At 64.4% G+C, this 13733-nt stretch carries 14 protein-coding genes; all 14 read left to right on the forward strand.

From position 1 onward, the window contains the following. The first annotated feature begins 188 nt into the window (after window positions 1-188). On the forward strand, window positions 189-1226 hold the full coding sequence (gene alr, locus ACTRWG_RS18195; protein WP_462829752.1) for an alanine racemase: 1038 nt from the start codon (window positions 189-191) through the stop codon (window positions 1224-1226). Then, the gene (locus ACTRWG_RS18200; RefSeq protein ID WP_027237147.1) at window positions 1223-2005 is read left to right on the forward strand and encodes an MlaE family ABC transporter permease; all 783 of its coding nucleotides are present in this window, start codon (window positions 1223-1225) and stop codon (window positions 2003-2005) included. The genes alr and ACTRWG_RS18200 overlap by 4 nt, the downstream gene beginning before the upstream one ends. Next, window positions 2002-2748, forward strand: coding sequence for an ABC transporter ATP-binding protein (locus tag ACTRWG_RS18205; RefSeq protein ID WP_027237146.1), 747 nt, complete (start codon window positions 2002-2004; stop codon window positions 2746-2748). Before ACTRWG_RS18200 ends, ACTRWG_RS18205 begins: the two co-directional genes overlap by 4 nt. A gap of 321 nt (window positions 2749-3069) precedes the next feature. After that, entirely contained in the window at window positions 3070-3522 is a 453-nt protein-coding gene (locus ACTRWG_RS18210; RefSeq protein WP_259956755.1) for a paraquat-inducible protein A, read from the forward strand. Between the two features lie 143 nt (window positions 3523-3665). Beyond that, a complete protein-coding gene (locus tag ACTRWG_RS18215; protein WP_259956756.1) occupies window positions 3666-4448 on the forward strand; it encodes a DNA repair protein in 783 nt (260 codons plus the stop codon). Window positions 4449-4634: 186 nt separating this feature from the next. Then, window positions 4635-5996, forward strand: a complete 1362-nt coding sequence (gene radA / locus ACTRWG_RS18220) for a DNA repair protein RadA (RefSeq protein ID WP_027237143.1) — start codon at window positions 4635-4637, stop codon at window positions 5994-5996. Window positions 5997-6038: 42 nt separating this feature from the next. Continuing rightward, a complete protein-coding gene (locus ACTRWG_RS18225) occupies window positions 6039-6593 on the forward strand; it encodes a CvpA family protein (protein WP_027237142.1) in 555 nt (184 codons plus the stop codon). 386 nt (window positions 6594-6979) lie between these two features. Next, the gene (locus ACTRWG_RS18230; RefSeq protein WP_027237141.1) at window positions 6980-7657 is read left to right on the forward strand and encodes a Hint domain-containing protein; all 678 of its coding nucleotides are present in this window, start codon (window positions 6980-6982) and stop codon (window positions 7655-7657) included. Window positions 7658-7936: 279 nt separating this feature from the next. Beyond that, on the forward strand, window positions 7937-9337 hold the full coding sequence (locus tag ACTRWG_RS18235; protein WP_462829753.1) for a selenium-binding protein SBP56-related protein: 1401 nt from the start codon (window positions 7937-7939) through the stop codon (window positions 9335-9337). A 3-nt stretch (window positions 9338-9340) separates the two neighbouring features. Next, entirely contained in the window at window positions 9341-10000 is a 660-nt protein-coding gene (locus ACTRWG_RS18240; RefSeq protein WP_027237139.1) for a hypothetical protein, read from the forward strand. A gap of 359 nt (window positions 10001-10359) precedes the next feature. Beyond that, on the forward strand, window positions 10360-11880 hold the full coding sequence (gene purF / locus ACTRWG_RS18245; protein WP_027237138.1) for an amidophosphoribosyltransferase: 1521 nt from the start codon (window positions 10360-10362) through the stop codon (window positions 11878-11880). Window positions 11881-12040: 160 nt separating this feature from the next. Further along, entirely contained in the window at window positions 12041-12583 is a 543-nt protein-coding gene (locus tag ACTRWG_RS18250; protein WP_036797836.1) for a DUF2199 domain-containing protein, read from the forward strand. Between the two features lie 152 nt (window positions 12584-12735). Further along, window positions 12736-13011: a hypothetical protein gene (locus tag ACTRWG_RS18255; protein ID WP_027237136.1), complete on the forward strand. Its 276-nt coding sequence runs from the start codon at window positions 12736-12738 to the stop codon at window positions 13009-13011. 113 nt (window positions 13012-13124) lie between these two features. Continuing rightward, a partial coding sequence (locus ACTRWG_RS18260) for an SDR family NAD(P)-dependent oxidoreductase (protein WP_462829754.1) occupies window positions 13125-13733 on the forward strand: 609 nt, incomplete at its 3' end.

Below are 13733 nucleotides of genomic sequence, written 5' to 3' on the forward strand. Positions count from 1 at the left end.
GGCCCTTGCAGCCGGATCGCGGATTTTCAGTGCCGGGGCCTGGCGGGTCATGCATCCTTCAGGCCAGAGCACCAGCCCGGTTCAGCCCCCCCGCTGAACCGGGCTTATTTGTTTCCTGCAGGCAAGCCTCCGCCGCCATTCCGGTTTTTCCCCCTTGACCTGCGCCCCGCCCGTGTCATGAACACCGCATGAGCACGGCAAGATTGACAATCAACCTGGATGCGCTGGTCACCAACTGGCGGAATCTGGATGCGCTGACCAACTGCGAGACAGCCGCGGTGGTCAAGGCGAACGGCTATGGCCTGGATGCAGGCCGCGTGGGCAAAGCGCTGGCCAAGGCGGGCGCCCGCAATTTCTTTGTGGCGGCGGCCGAAGAAGGCGGCGCGCTGCGCCGCGCGCTGGGGCCGGGTCCGGGCATTTCAGTGTTTTCCGGCCATATGGAGGGCGATGCCAAGCTCTTGAAGGATTTCCAGCTGACGCCGATGCTGAACTCGCTGGACCAGATGCTGCGCCATTTTGAGACCCTGCCGGGCCATCCGTTCGGGGTGCAGCTGGACAGCGGCATGAACCGGCTGGGGATGGAGCCGGGCGAATGGGCCGCGGTGGCGGAAATCGCCCTGGGCCAGAACCCGGTGCTGCTGATGTCGCACCTTGCCTGCGCCGATGAGCCGGGCCACGACATGAACGCCCGCCAGCTGCACACCTTCCGCGAGTTTACGGACGGGCTGGACATTCCGCGCTCGCTGGCCGCGACCGGCGGCATGCTGCTGGGCCCAGATTACCACTTCGACCTTTGCCGCCCCGGCATCGGTCTTTATGGCGGCCTGCCGTTCAAGGACGCGCTGCCGGTGGTGCATCTTGACCTGCCGGTCATTCAGGTGCGCGACCTGGAGCCGGGCGAAAGCGCCGGCTACGGCAACGCGTGGGTGGCCAAACGCCCCAGCCGCATCGCCACCGTGGCGGCGGGATACGCCGACGGCCTGCACCGGGCGATGGGCAATGGCGGCATTCAGGTCTATGCCGGGGACACCCCCTGCCCTGTCGTGGGCCGGATCTCGATGGATCTGATCACTGTTGATGTCACCGGCCTGGCCGAGGTGCCGGAGGCGCTGGCCATCCTCAATGAGCATCAGACCGTAGATACGCTGGCCGAAGCCGCCGGCACCATCGGGTATGAGATCCTGACCGCCACCGGGCACCGCTACGCACGGACCTATCAGGAATGAATCCCGTCAGCCTCCTGGCCCGGCTGGGCCGCACCGCGCTGGCCGGGATGGCCGCGGTCGGGCGCGCAGCGCTGTTTGCGCTGGGGGCCTTCAGCCACATGGTCCGCCCGCCCTATTACCCGCGTGAGCTGCTGCAGGCATTGCTGAACATCGGCTGGCTGTCGCTGCCGGTTGTCGGCCTCACCGCGATTTTCACCGGCGGCGCGCTGGCGCTGCAGATCTATGCAGGCGGCGCCCGTTTCAACGCCGAAGCCGTGGTGCCGCAGATCGTCGCCATCGGCATGGTGCGCGAGCTGGGCCCGGTTCTGGTGGGACTGATGATTGCGGCGCGCGTGACCTCCTCCATCGCCGCCGAGATCGCCACCATGAAGGTGACCGAGCAGATCGACGCGCTGGTGACGCTGTCGACCCATCCGATGAAATACCTGGTGGCGCCCCGCGTGCTGGCGGCGCTGGTCACCGTGCCGGTTCTGGTCGGCGTCGGCGACATCATCGGCATCATGGGCGGCTATACGGTTGCGGTGCAGAACCTCGGCTTCAACGCTGCCGCCTACCTCAAGAACACGGTCGATTTCCTGGAGCCGCTCGACATTATCTCCTCGCTGGTCAAGGGCGCGGCCTTTGGCACCATCGCGGCGATGATGGGCTGCTATTACGGCATGCAATCGGGCCGCGGCGCCCAGGGCGTGGGCCGCGCCACCAAGGGCTCTGTCGAATCCGCCGCGGTGCTGATCCTGGCTGCCAACTTTGTCCTCACAGGGGTGTTCTTCTCGCTATGATCCGCATGGAAAACGTCCATAAGGCCTTTGGCGACAACCAGGTGCTGAACGGCATGACCCTGGAGATCCCCAAGGGCACGTCGATGGTGATTATCGGCGGCTCCGGCACCGGAAAGTCGGTGGCGCTGAAAAGCATCCTGGGTCTGATCAAGCCGGACTCAGGGCAGATCTATGTCGACGGCAAACCCGCCGACTCCGGCGACCGCGACAAGTTCCTGGCCCGCTTCGGCATGCTGTTCCAGGGCGGTGCGCTGTTTGACAGCTTGCCGGTCTGGCAGAACGTGGCCTTCCGCCTCTTACGCGGGGCGCTGAAGCGGCCGGCGGAGGAAGCCCGCGCCATCGCCATCGAAAAGCTGCGCCGCGTCGGGCTCAAGGCCAATGTGGCGGACCTCTTTCCCTCAGAACTGTCCGGCGGGATGCAGAAACGCGTGGGCTTGGCCCGTGCGATTGCGGCGGAGCCGGAGATCATCTTCTTTGATGAACCCACCACCGGCCTCGACCCGATCATGTCGGGTGTGATCAACGACCTTATCCGCGAAATCGTGGTGGAGATGGGCGCCACAGCCATGACCATCACCCACGACATGACCTCCGTCCGCGCCATTGCCGACAACGTGGCGATGCTGCACGGCGGGGTGATCCAATGGACCGGCCCCGTCGCGGAGATGGATCATTCGGGCGATCCCTACATGGAGCAGTTCATCCACGGCCGCGCGGAGGGGCCGATCGAGGCGGTGCGGTAGAAATGGCAATCTATTCAATTGCACTAGGCGCTATTGTGATGATGTTCACTATGAGCGTTTGGTTCGAGGTTGCTAAAGGCCCGGATCTCTATGCCCCGCTGTTGCGCAGAAGGTTTTTTAGAATAGCCAATGTACGGCTTTTGGGTGCCATGCTTGCAACCGCTTTATCTGGCAAACTCTGCCTTGCGGTAGCTGATGGTATACTTCGGGAAAGTCCGTGGGGGGCTGGAACAGTCCTACTTTTCTGGACAGTGCTTTCGTGCCTGGGGTTGTGGTATGTGCGGCGCAGCATCTCCAGATTAAGAAGCGAGTTAACCTAGGTTGATCCTCCGCCTCCTTACCCTGTCGCTGCTGATCCTATACCCGGTCGCCTGGTTCGCCCCCTTGATGCGGGCGGGGCTGCTGCCGATTTTCGGCCTCAGCGAGATTTCGGTGGTCACAGGACTGCAGTCCTTGTGGGGCAGCGACGCGGTGCTGGCGCTGATCGTCACCTTCTTTGCGATCTTCGCCCCCTACCTTAAAACCATCGGCCTGGCGCTGGTGCAGTGGAACCTGCTGGATGCGCGGCTGCAGCCGGTGCTGCATGTGCTGGGCAAGCTTGCGATGGCCGATGTGTTCCTGATCGCGCTCTATATCACCCTTGCCAAGGGCATTGGCCTCGCCACCATCGAGACCGCCTGGGGGCTCTACCTGTTCACCGGCTGCATCCTCGCCTCGCTGGTGCTGGGCATGGCAAATGCGCCGCAGGCGTTAAGGAATAATATCAGCGGATAGTTGCCTAAAATTTGATTCTTGTGCAACATTTTGCCGACGAACCGCGTTGTTGTGTTCCGAGGGTGCTGCCGTGGACGGCCTGAAAAGGCCACCCCCCCCTGCCACCGGCCCCCGGGTGGTTTCGGTATTATGGAGGGGTTTTCATGTCCGCCGTTCACACTGTCCTTTTCAAATCCCAGGCGCTGTTCCTGCGCCTCACGTTTGCGGTGATCTGCATTGCCGCCCTCGGCGCGGTCCTTGCGACAGCGCTGTCGGCTGCCGGTGTCTGGCCTTGGCTGACGCTGCAGGCGGGGCTGGACGGGACCTATTATCCGCAGGCAGGCATGGTGGCGCAGATCACCCTGACCGCGCTGGTTCTGATGCTGGCGTTTTTTCTGCCGGCCAACGGCCGCATGCTGGCACTGGAAAATTCGCACCGCAAATTCACCGTGCAGATGGAGGATGTGGCCCGCGCCTATCACACCGCCCATGCGGGCGACCGCAAGGGGCTGTTCACCGCCCGGTCCGAATTCGACGCGGTCAAGGAACGGCTGGCCTTCATGCGCAACCACCCGGACCTGGGCGAGCTGGAGCCGGAAGTGCTGGAGCTGGCAGCGCAGATGAGCCAGGTCAGCCAGGACCTGGCCAGCACCTACTCAGACGCCAACGTCGAGCGCGCCCGAACCTTCCTGAAGCAGCGCCAGGAGGAGCTGGATGCCTTTCAGACGCGGCTGGAGGATGCCAAGATGGTGATGCACGAGCTGCGCCAGTGGACCCGCGACGTGGAAATCGAGGAATCGCTGGCAAAATCACACCTCGGCCGCCTGCGCGAGGAGCTGTTCGAGCTGCTGCCGGAACTGTCGGCCCAGCTGCAAAGCCCGCCGGACGGCACCGATCCCGAAACTGGCAGCGTGGTCGCGATGAAGCCGCCGCGGCGCGCCGACTGACTTGGAGCCGGGGCGCTGCCCCCGGCCCTGACGGGCCTCCCCCGGGATATTTTCAGCCAGAAGAAGACCCTATCCTTCATTCATCTGGCCCCAAATATCCCGGAGCGCGAGGCAGCGCCTCGCATCCGCCGCCGCAGCGCCCGCAGCCCTCTTGAACAAAAGGGAAACATCTGCCACTGATCCGGCATGGCAAAAACATCTTTCTCCTGCTCGGCCTGCGGCGCGAGCTTCTCCAAATGGTCGGGCCGCTGCGAAGGCTGCGGCGAGTGGAACACCATCAGCGAGGACCAGGGGCTGTCCTCCGGCCCCGCCAAGAAGTCGCTGGGCGTGAAGCGCGGGCGCACTATTCAGCTGACGGATCTGTCGGCGCGGGAGACCCCGCCGCCGCGCACCTGCTGCGGCGTTGGAGAGCTGGACCGGGTGCTGGGCGGCGGGCTGGTGCCCGCTTCGGCGATCCTGGTCGGCGGCGATCCGGGCATCGGCAAATCCACACTGCTGCTGCAGGCGGCGGCGCGGTTCGCCCATGCGGGGCTGAAGACCGTATATGTCAGCGGCGAGGAAGCCTCGGCCCAGGTGCGGATGCGGGCGCAGCGGCTGGGGCTGGCGGACGCGCCGGTGCAGCTGGCGGCGGAAACCAACCTGCGCGATATCCTGACCACGCTGGAGGCGGAAAAGCCGCAGCTCGCCATTATCGATTCCATTCAGACCATGTGGGCTGATCACGTGGACAGCGCCCCGGGGTCGGTCAGCCAAGTGCGCGCGGCAGCACATGAGTTGACCACCTTTGCCAAACGCAACGGGGTGTCGATCATCATGGTCGGCCATGTCACCAAGGAAGGCCAGATCGCAGGCCCCCGGGTTGTCGAGCATATGGTCGACACCGTTTTGTACTTCGAAGGCGAGCGCGGCCATCAGTTCCGCATCCTGCGCGCGGTCAAGAACCGCTTTGGCCCGGCGGATGAGATCGGGGTGTTCGAGATGACCGGCGGCGGGCTGGCGGAGGTGGTGAACCCCTCTGCCCTGTTCCTGTCGGAACGCGGCGAGCCGTCACCTGGCTCGGTGGTGTTTGCGGGCATCGAGGGCACGAGGCCGGTTCTGGTCGAAATGCAAGCGCTGATTGCGCCCTCGCCGCATTCGCAGCCGCGCCGCGCGGTGGTCGGCTGGGACAGCTCGCGGCTGGCGATGATCCTGGCCGTCCTGGAGGCGCGCTGCGGCATTCCTTTTGCGGGGCTGGATGTCTACCTGAACGTGGCGGGCGGCATGAAGATTTCGGAGCCTGCCGCAGACCTGGCGGTGGCGGCGGCGCTGCTCAGTGCGCGGGAAGACGTCGCTTTGCCCGCCGATACCGCGGTTTTCGGAGAAATTTCGCTATCTGGGGCCCTGCGCCCGGCGCCGCAGACCGAAAACCGGTTGAAAGAGGCGCAAAAACTTGGTTTCACGGCGGCGATCGCCCCAGGCGGCAGCAAAACCGTGTCCGTGACCGGCCTGAACTTGCGAAAGTCCAGCGACCTGGCCGGTTTTGTTGGCGAATTCTTCGGGGCCGGCTAAAGTCGCAAAAAATTTGATACCGCAGGTAAACGGGCGAGGGACATGGAAGGTTTCACAATCATTGACGGGGTCGTGGCCCTGGTCATCGTCGTATCGGCGCTGCTGGCCTATTCACGCGGTTTCGTGCGCGAAGCCATGGCCATCGCCGGCTGGATCGCCGCCGGCATCCTCGCCTTCATCTTTGCGCCGCAGGTCGAGCCGCTGATGGCAGAGATCCCGGTGATCGGCGAATTCATCGCCGACAGCTGCGAGTTGTCCATCATCGCCGCCTTTGCCGCAGTGTTCGCGCTGGCACTGATTGTGGTCTCATTCTTCACGCCGCTGTTCTCGACCCTGGTGCAGCGCTCGGCGCTTGGCGGGGTGGACCAGGGCGCGGGCTTCTTCTTCGGGGTGCTGCGCGGCATTCTTCTGGTCGCAATTGCCTTCTTCCTCTATGCCGTGGTGATGACCGGGCAGAGCTTTACCGTTGTTGACGAAAGCCGCTCCGCGGTGGTGTTTGAGCGCATGATCGGCAAGATCGAGGAGCGCAATCCGGAGCAGGCCCTGGGCTGGGTCACCGAACAGTATGAGGCGCTGATCGGCAGCTGCGGACAGTAACTGTCCAAGAGACATTACCGGAACAAAGCCGCACGGGCGCCGCAAGGCGCCCGTTTTTGTTTGCTTTCAAAGCGTTCACACAGTTATCCACAGCTTCATCACCATAATTATTAACAGCGCAACCGTGCATTAACACTCTGTTAACCAACAGGAATCACGATTCGAGGCGTGCAGAAGCCGAGCGTCAAACGCCGGTCAAATCTTAACAAATCCTCATGCTGAGCCGCCGAAAGGTTAACAATCCCGGGTAAAACCGCGGTTTTGTCCCCAGAAATCTGCCGCATCCCGGAAGGGGCCGCACCCATGCCCCAATTTGGTCCCAATTCGGGGGCCTCATGGCTTCAACGGCAAAACGCCGGGCCAAGGATGCTCAGAAGGGACACAAAATGCAGCTGGATCACACCACAGATTTCGCCGATTTCCTGCCGGTTGATGTGCTGCTGAACGACCTCCTGCCGCAGTCCGGGAAACCGGCGCCGAAGCGGGCCCGCATCCGCAGCGGCGGCTTTCTGCCCGCAACCCTGGTGGAAACCGAAGAGGGTTTCAAACAGGCCCGCGACATCAAGCCCGGCGACATGGTGTTCACCTTTGACGGCGGCGCCCAGGAAGTGAAGGCGGTCAGCCACGCGGTGCCGCGTCTGACCACCTGCATGCATGTGCCGGCCGGCGCCCTGGGCAATGACACCGACCTGATGCTGCCCTCCGACCAGAAAGTGGCGCTGGAGATGGACACCGCCGAGCGCCTGTTCGGCCTCCCGGTTGTGGTCACCAAGCTGATCGCCCTGGCCGGCTACAAGGGCATCGCTGCCGCCGCGCCGGAGCGCCTGGGCCGCATCCATTTCGAATTCGAGGAAGAAGAGCTGGTCTGGGCCGAAAGCGGCATGCTGATGCCCGCCGGCGATGACCGCGAAGGCTCTGCCTTTCACCAGCTGTCGCTGACCGAGACCCGCCAGGTTCTGGCCAGCGATGAGGGCCGCGCCCTTGCAGAGACCGGCATGGGTGCGGAAGACGCCCGCCTGCCCGCGCCGCTGGACAACCTGCTGGACCGCATCCTGGCGGCCTGATCCCGAACCGTTTTTCCCTCCCCCACCTCCGGCCCGCCCCTGTGCGGGCCTTTCCTTTTGCAGCGGCGGCGATCACCCCCTTCAGGAACAACCGTCCGCTGCGGCGCTGCGCGACCGGGCGAAAAGCGCGTTATGCGGCCGCCCAAACGGAACATATGTTCCGCCCGGCGGCGTCTTTTCAAAAAAATTTGCCCGAAATCCGGATGTGTGCCAGCATCGGTGCGGGCGCACCTAGAAGACCAACAGTTCAGGCGCCTGTTTTCCAGGGAGGATTTGACTATGAACTTGAGGCCTGACCCCACATTTCATGCCACCCCCAGGCTTGCCATGGAGGCCCCGGCGGAAACGCTGGCCTTTACCCTGATGCTGAGCCCGGACGGCTCCCAGCCCGACGGGCTGGCGGTGGTCGATGTCGACCCGAAGTCGGACAGCTATGGCGAGATCGTGCATCAGCTGATCATGCCCAACAAAGGCGACGAGTTTCACCACTTCGGCTGGAACGCCTGTTCCTCGTCGCTGTCGCCGCTATCCGGCCATGCGTTTCTGGAACGGCGCTATCTGATCATTCCCGGCATCCGCTCCAGCCGGATCTACGTGGTGGATGTGAAGGAGCCGCGCGAGGCGAAGATCCACAAAATCATCGAACCGGAGGAGGTCTTTGCCAAGACCGGCTATTCGCGCCCGCACACCATCCATTGCGGGCCGGAGGGCATCTATGTGTCCACCCTGGGCGGCGGCGGCGAGGACGGCACCGACGGGCCGCCGGGCATCTTCATCATGGATTGCGAAACCTTCGAGATCCTGGGCCGTTACGAGATGGACCGCGGCAAGCAGGACAAGCATTATGACTTCTGGTGGAACCTGCCGCGCGACTACATGGTGAGCTCGGAATGGGGCCTGCCGCCGCAGTTCGAGAACGGCATCGTGGCGGAGGATCTGCTGAGCAACAAATACGGCCACTCGATCCATTTCTGGAACCTGCGCGAGCGCAAGAACGTGCAGACCATCGACCTGGGCGAAAACCACCAGATGGCGCTGGAAATCCGGCCTGCGCATGACCCGTCCAAGGATTACGGTTTTTGCGGTGTGGTGGTCGACACCACCAACCTGCAAGGTGCGATCTTCACCTGGTGGCAGAATGACGACGGCACCTTTGATGCCAAGAAGACCATCACAATCGACCCGCGGCCCGAAAAGGCCGAGAACCTGCCGCCGCTGCTGCAGGGGTTCGAGGCGGTGCCGCCGCTGGTCACCGATATCGACCTGAGCCTGGATGACAGGTTTCTGTACGTCGCCTGCTGGGGCCTGGGCGAGATGCATCAGTATGATGTGTCCGACCCGATGAACCCCAAGCTGGCCGGCAAGGTGGAGATCGGCGGGATTGCGCGGGGCGCCAAGCACCCGAACGGCAAGGAGTTTGCCTATGGCCCGCAAATGGTCGAGATCAGCCGCGACGGCAAACGCGTCTATTGGACCAACTCGCTTTATTCCACCTGGGATGACCAGTTCTATCCGGACGCCGAGGGCGGCCAGATGGTGATGGCGAACGCCGGCGAAACCGGCGGGCTGGAGCTGGACAAGGATTTCTATGTCGAGTTCCCCAAGGGCTACCGCAGCCACCAGATCCGGCTGGAAGGGGGCGACTGCTCCACCGACAGCTTCTGCTACCCCTCCGCCTGACGCGTGGCAGAGATCAGCACGGCGGCGGCCCTGTGGGGGGCCGTTGCCGCTTCTGGCGTGTATCACGGCGTGAACCCCGGCATGGGCTGGCCGCTGGCGGTGTCAGCCGCGCTGATGGACCGGTCGCAGGGCAGCCTGTGGCGGGCGCTGGCCGCGCTGGCGGCCGGCCACCTGCTGGCCATGGCGGCGATCCTGTTTCCGTTCTCGGCACTGATGGTGCTGGCTGAGTGGCAGCGCGAAATCCAGATCGGCGCCGCCTGCCTGGTGATTGCTTTGGGTCTTTACCTGCTGTGGAACCGCCGCCACCCGCGGTTTCTGGCGCGGGTGCCGCCGTCGCGGCTGGCGCTGTGGTCGTTCCTGGCGGCGATGGCGCATGGCGCGGGGCTGATGCTGGTGCCGATCTACCTTGGCATCTGCCGCACGGTCGAGACGGACGCAGGCCATGCCGCCGCGGGCACGCTGATCACCGGCAACGCGGGCATCGCAGCGCTGGTGGCGCTGCTTCATACCGCTGCGATGACGGCAGCGGGCGGTGTGCTGGCCTACGGGATCTACCGCTGGGTGGGGCTGAAATTCCTGTCCAAAGGGTGGTTCAACCTGGACCTGGTCTGGGCGCTGAGCCTGGTTCTGGTCGGGTCCATCTCGCTGCTGACGCTGCACTGACGGGAGGGGCGGCACAGACCATCCGCCGCCCTGCCCGCTACGAGCCGCCGCAGTGCAGCGGGGAATTGTGATCCTCTGATGACAGAGGCAAAGAAAGCCACTATGTGAAGGCGCGAACAGGAAACGGATTCGGAGCCTCACCGCCTTGCCGCTGCTGCCCGCCTGCCTTTGTGGACATGACCTGCCGCGCCCGGCGCCGGGGTCCGATGACGCAATTGGCCTTCAGGCTCAGGCACCGGGAAAGAGTGCGGCCAGCCCGGCCGGATTGGCGCGCGCGCCGCAAAATGCGCTAGACTGCCGGCACCACCGCTTCCAACAGCCATCGAACAGCAAAGCCTAAGTGGGATTGGAGCCAGCCAATGTGCGGGATTTTGGGGATCGCAAGCCGGGACACCGATGTCTTTGCGGAAATTTATGACGGCCTCTTGATGCTGCAGCACCGCGGCCAGGACGCCTCGGGCATCGTGACCTACACCGGCGAGTTCTTTCGCGAGCGCAAGGAAAACGGCCTGGTCAAGGATGTGTTCGGACCCGCAGACGCTGAAACCCTGACCGGCCGTGTCGGCATGGGCCACGTGCGCTACCCCACTGCAGGCTCACTCAGCGCGACGGAGGCGCAACCGTTCTTCGTCAACGCGCCCTACGGCATCTATCTGGTCCACAACGGCAACATCACCAACACCGCCGAGCAGCGCGAAAAGGTGACCGGCAAATACAGCCGCCATCTGCGCACCACCTCGGATTCGGAAATCCTGCTGAACGTTCTGGCCGACAAGGTCGCCGATGCCATCAAGGTGAACGGCAACGCCGAGCCGATCCGCAACATCTTTGCCGGCGTCAAGATGACCATGGAGCGGGTGCAGGGTGCCTATTCGGTGCTGTGCATGATCGCCGGTGTCGGCATGCTGGCGTTCCGCGACCCGCACGGCATCCGGCCGCTGTCGCTGGGCAAGCGCCCGGCGCAGGGTGACGGCGACGATTACTGCATCGCCTCCGAAGATGTGGCGTTCGGCATCAACGGGTTCGAGAAGGTCCGCGACGTGAAGGCAGGCGAGGCGGTGCTGATCGACCTCGACGGCAAGCTGCATACCTTCCAGGCGGTCGAGGGCAAGCTGACCCCCTGCATCTTTGAGTATGTCTATCTGGCGCGGCCGGATTCGATGATGGACGGCGTGTCGGTCTACAAGACCCAGCTGCGTATGGGCCAGGCGCTGGCCAAGCAGATTCAGGAGTCGGGCCTGGAAATCGACAGCATCATCCCGGTGCCTGATTCGGCCCGCCCCGTAGCGCTGGAAGTCGCCAACTCCACCGGTATCCGCTACCGCGAGGGGCTGGTGAAAAACCGCTACGTCGGCCGTACCTTCATCATGCCGGGCCAGGCGGAGCGGCAGAAATCGGTGCGCCGCAAACTGAACGCGATCCCGCTGGAGTTCAAGGACCGCAACGTGCTGCTGATCGACGACTCGATCGTGCGCGGCAACACCATTAAGAAGATCGTCCAGATGTGCCGCGAAGCCGGCGCCAAGAAGGTCTATATCGCCTCTGCGTCGCCGCCGGTGAAATACCCCAACGTCTATGGCATCGACATGCCGACCAAGCATGAGCTGATCGCAAATGGCCTCAGCATCGAGGAAATCCGCGACGAGCTGGGCGCCGATGCGCTGTTCTATCAGAAGCTCGAGGACCTGATCTGGGCGGCACAGGAAGGCAACCCGGACATCCAGGGCTTTGACTGCTCCTGCTTTGACGGCAACTACATCACCGGCGTCACCGAGGAGTACTTGGCGGCGCTCGAAGGCAGCAGCCGCGTGAGCGCCAAGATCAAGGACATGCCGGTGCCCGGCGCCTCCTGGAACGCCTCCAACCTGGCCTCCGGCTGATCCCGCCCTGCCCTCCTTGCGGAAAGGGGGGTTTGAACTTCCGGCCGCATCCGCGTATGAGGGCCGCGACCACTGCATGGACAAGGCGCTGGCCGTGATGGCCCGCGCCTTTTTATGCTTCCAGACGAAAGGCCGCCCCTTGGACGCGCATCTTGCCCGCATGCTGACCTCTCCGCGCCAGTGCCGCTGCTGCGGCGCCACCTTTGCGCAACTGCTGAGCCTCAGCTGCGACCGGCCGGATATCTGCTCCGAGGATATGGAGGTGGAGGACAACTCCGCCGTCCTCGCCACCCGCGGCGACATTCTGACCGAGGATTTCTGCCGCCTGGGCGACCTGCGCTTCGTCCGCGCGGTGCTGGCGATCCCGCTGTCCGGCAGCCGCGGCGAGGAGTTTCTGCTGGGCACATGGGCCAGCCTCAGCCGCGATGATTTCGATGCCTATCTCGACCTTTTCGAGATGCGCGAGTCGGAAAAGCTGGGCGACCGCCCGGCCTGGCTCGCCAATGCGATCCCGCCGGACATGCCGATGCCTGCGGGCTGTGTGCTGGAGATGCGGCCTGAGGGCCAGTATCCGGAACTGAAAGTCACCGAGCAGAACCACCCGCTTTACCCGCTGCAAAAGGATGGCGCCGCGCTGGAGGAGCTGTTGGAGCTGCTCTATGCTTACGGCCACGACCTGCCCTCGCTGGTTTTCGACGCCTGACCGTTACGCCCTGGCCCTTGCCCGGCTGCGGCGGCGGGGTTCCACGCATCGCGCCCGGCCGGTCCGCGGCTTCCCGCCGACGCCCGCGCAGGCTGGTTGAAGCGGCCCGGCCGAGTGGCCAGATACGCCCTGACACTTCGGGGATGACACATATGGCAAACGCAGAGAAGGCGGGGCGCACGCCCGCCAAAGTGGCCGGGCTGGCCACACAGGATAACGCAGTGAACCGCAACCGGCTGAACCTTTTGGGCATCTATGGCCCCGAAAACAGCCTGACCGCGCTGGTCCGCCTGCCCAACGGCCGCACCAAGACCGTGACGCGCGGTGCCCGCCTGTCCTCGCTGGGCCAGGTGGTGGCAATCGACGCTCACGGGCTGATCCTCAGCGCCCGCGGCGAGACCAAGCGCCTGTCCATGCCGGGCAGCTGAACCACGGGTGCCACGCAAATTTCTTCAAAGAAATTTGCCAGGAGTTTTCGAAAATTCTTGCCCCGGGCCGCTGCCCCTTGACCTGCCTGCGCGGGCGGCCCAAGAAGGCGGCCATGACAGAAAAGCTTGCTCTCATCACCGGCGCATCCCGCGGCCTTGGCAATGCCCTGGCCGAGGCGCTTGCGCCCACGCATCACATCGTCGCCGTAGCCCGCACCACCGGTGCTTTGGAAGAGCTCGACGACCGTATCAAGGCCGCGGGCGGCAGCGCCACCCTTGCGCCGATGGACGTCACCGTGCCGGAGGCAATGGCCACGCTCTGCCGCGGCATCCACGACCGTTGGGGCAAGCTGGACCTGTGGCTGCACACCGCGATCCATGCCACCGCGCTCTGCCCGGCGCCCTCCGTTGCCGCCAAGGACTGGACCAAGGCGGTCGCGATCAACGCCACGGCCACCTCGGTGCTGATCCCCTACGTGGCGCCCTTGCTGGGCCAGACCGGGCGCGCGGTGTTCTTTGACGACCCGAAGGCGGGCGAAAAGTTCTATGGAACCTACGGCGCCACCAAGGCGGCCCAGATGGCGCTGGCGCGCAGCTGGCAGGCAGAAACCGAACGCACCGGCCCGCAGGTGCGCATTCTGCAGCCGCAGCCGATGGCGACCGCCCTTCGCGCCCGTTTCCACCCGGGTGAGGACCGCGCCGCCCTGGCCACCATCCAGGAA

It is taken from the genome of Leisingera sp. G5_S3_59_S7, assembly GCF_054968485.1.

What these genes read in the sequence shown, in the direction of transcription:
- purF (WP_027237138.1), top strand. Translation starts at nt 10,360, where the DNA reads ATGTGCGGGATTTTGGGGATCGCAAGCCGGGACACCGATGTCTTTGCG.
- ACTRWG_RS18205 (WP_027237146.1), top strand. Translation starts at nt 2,002, where the DNA reads ATGATCCGCATGGAAAACGTCCATAAGGCCTTTGGCGACAACCAGGTG.
- ACTRWG_RS18215 (WP_259956756.1), top strand. Translation starts at nt 3,666, where the DNA reads ATGTCCGCCGTTCACACTGTCCTTTTCAAATCCCAGGCGCTGTTCCTG.
- ACTRWG_RS18225 (WP_027237142.1), top strand. Translation starts at nt 6,039, where the DNA reads ATGGAAGGTTTCACAATCATTGACGGGGTCGTGGCCCTGGTCATCGTC.
- radA (WP_027237143.1), top strand. Translation starts at nt 4,635, where the DNA reads ATGGCAAAAACATCTTTCTCCTGCTCGGCCTGCGGCGCGAGCTTCTCC.
- ACTRWG_RS18200 (WP_027237147.1), top strand. Translation starts at nt 1,223, where the DNA reads ATGAATCCCGTCAGCCTCCTGGCCCGGCTGGGCCGCACCGCGCTGGCC.
- ACTRWG_RS18255 (WP_027237136.1), top strand. Translation starts at nt 12,736, where the DNA reads ATGGCAAACGCAGAGAAGGCGGGGCGCACGCCCGCCAAAGTGGCCGGG.
- ACTRWG_RS18250 (WP_036797836.1), top strand. Translation starts at nt 12,041, where the DNA reads ATGCTGACCTCTCCGCGCCAGTGCCGCTGCTGCGGCGCCACCTTTGCG.
- ACTRWG_RS18230 (WP_027237141.1), top strand. Translation starts at nt 6,980, where the DNA reads ATGCAGCTGGATCACACCACAGATTTCGCCGATTTCCTGCCGGTTGAT.
- alr (WP_462829752.1), top strand. Translation starts at nt 189, where the DNA reads ATGAGCACGGCAAGATTGACAATCAACCTGGATGCGCTGGTCACCAAC.
- ACTRWG_RS18235 (WP_462829753.1), top strand. Translation starts at nt 7,937, where the DNA reads ATGAACTTGAGGCCTGACCCCACATTTCATGCCACCCCCAGGCTTGCC.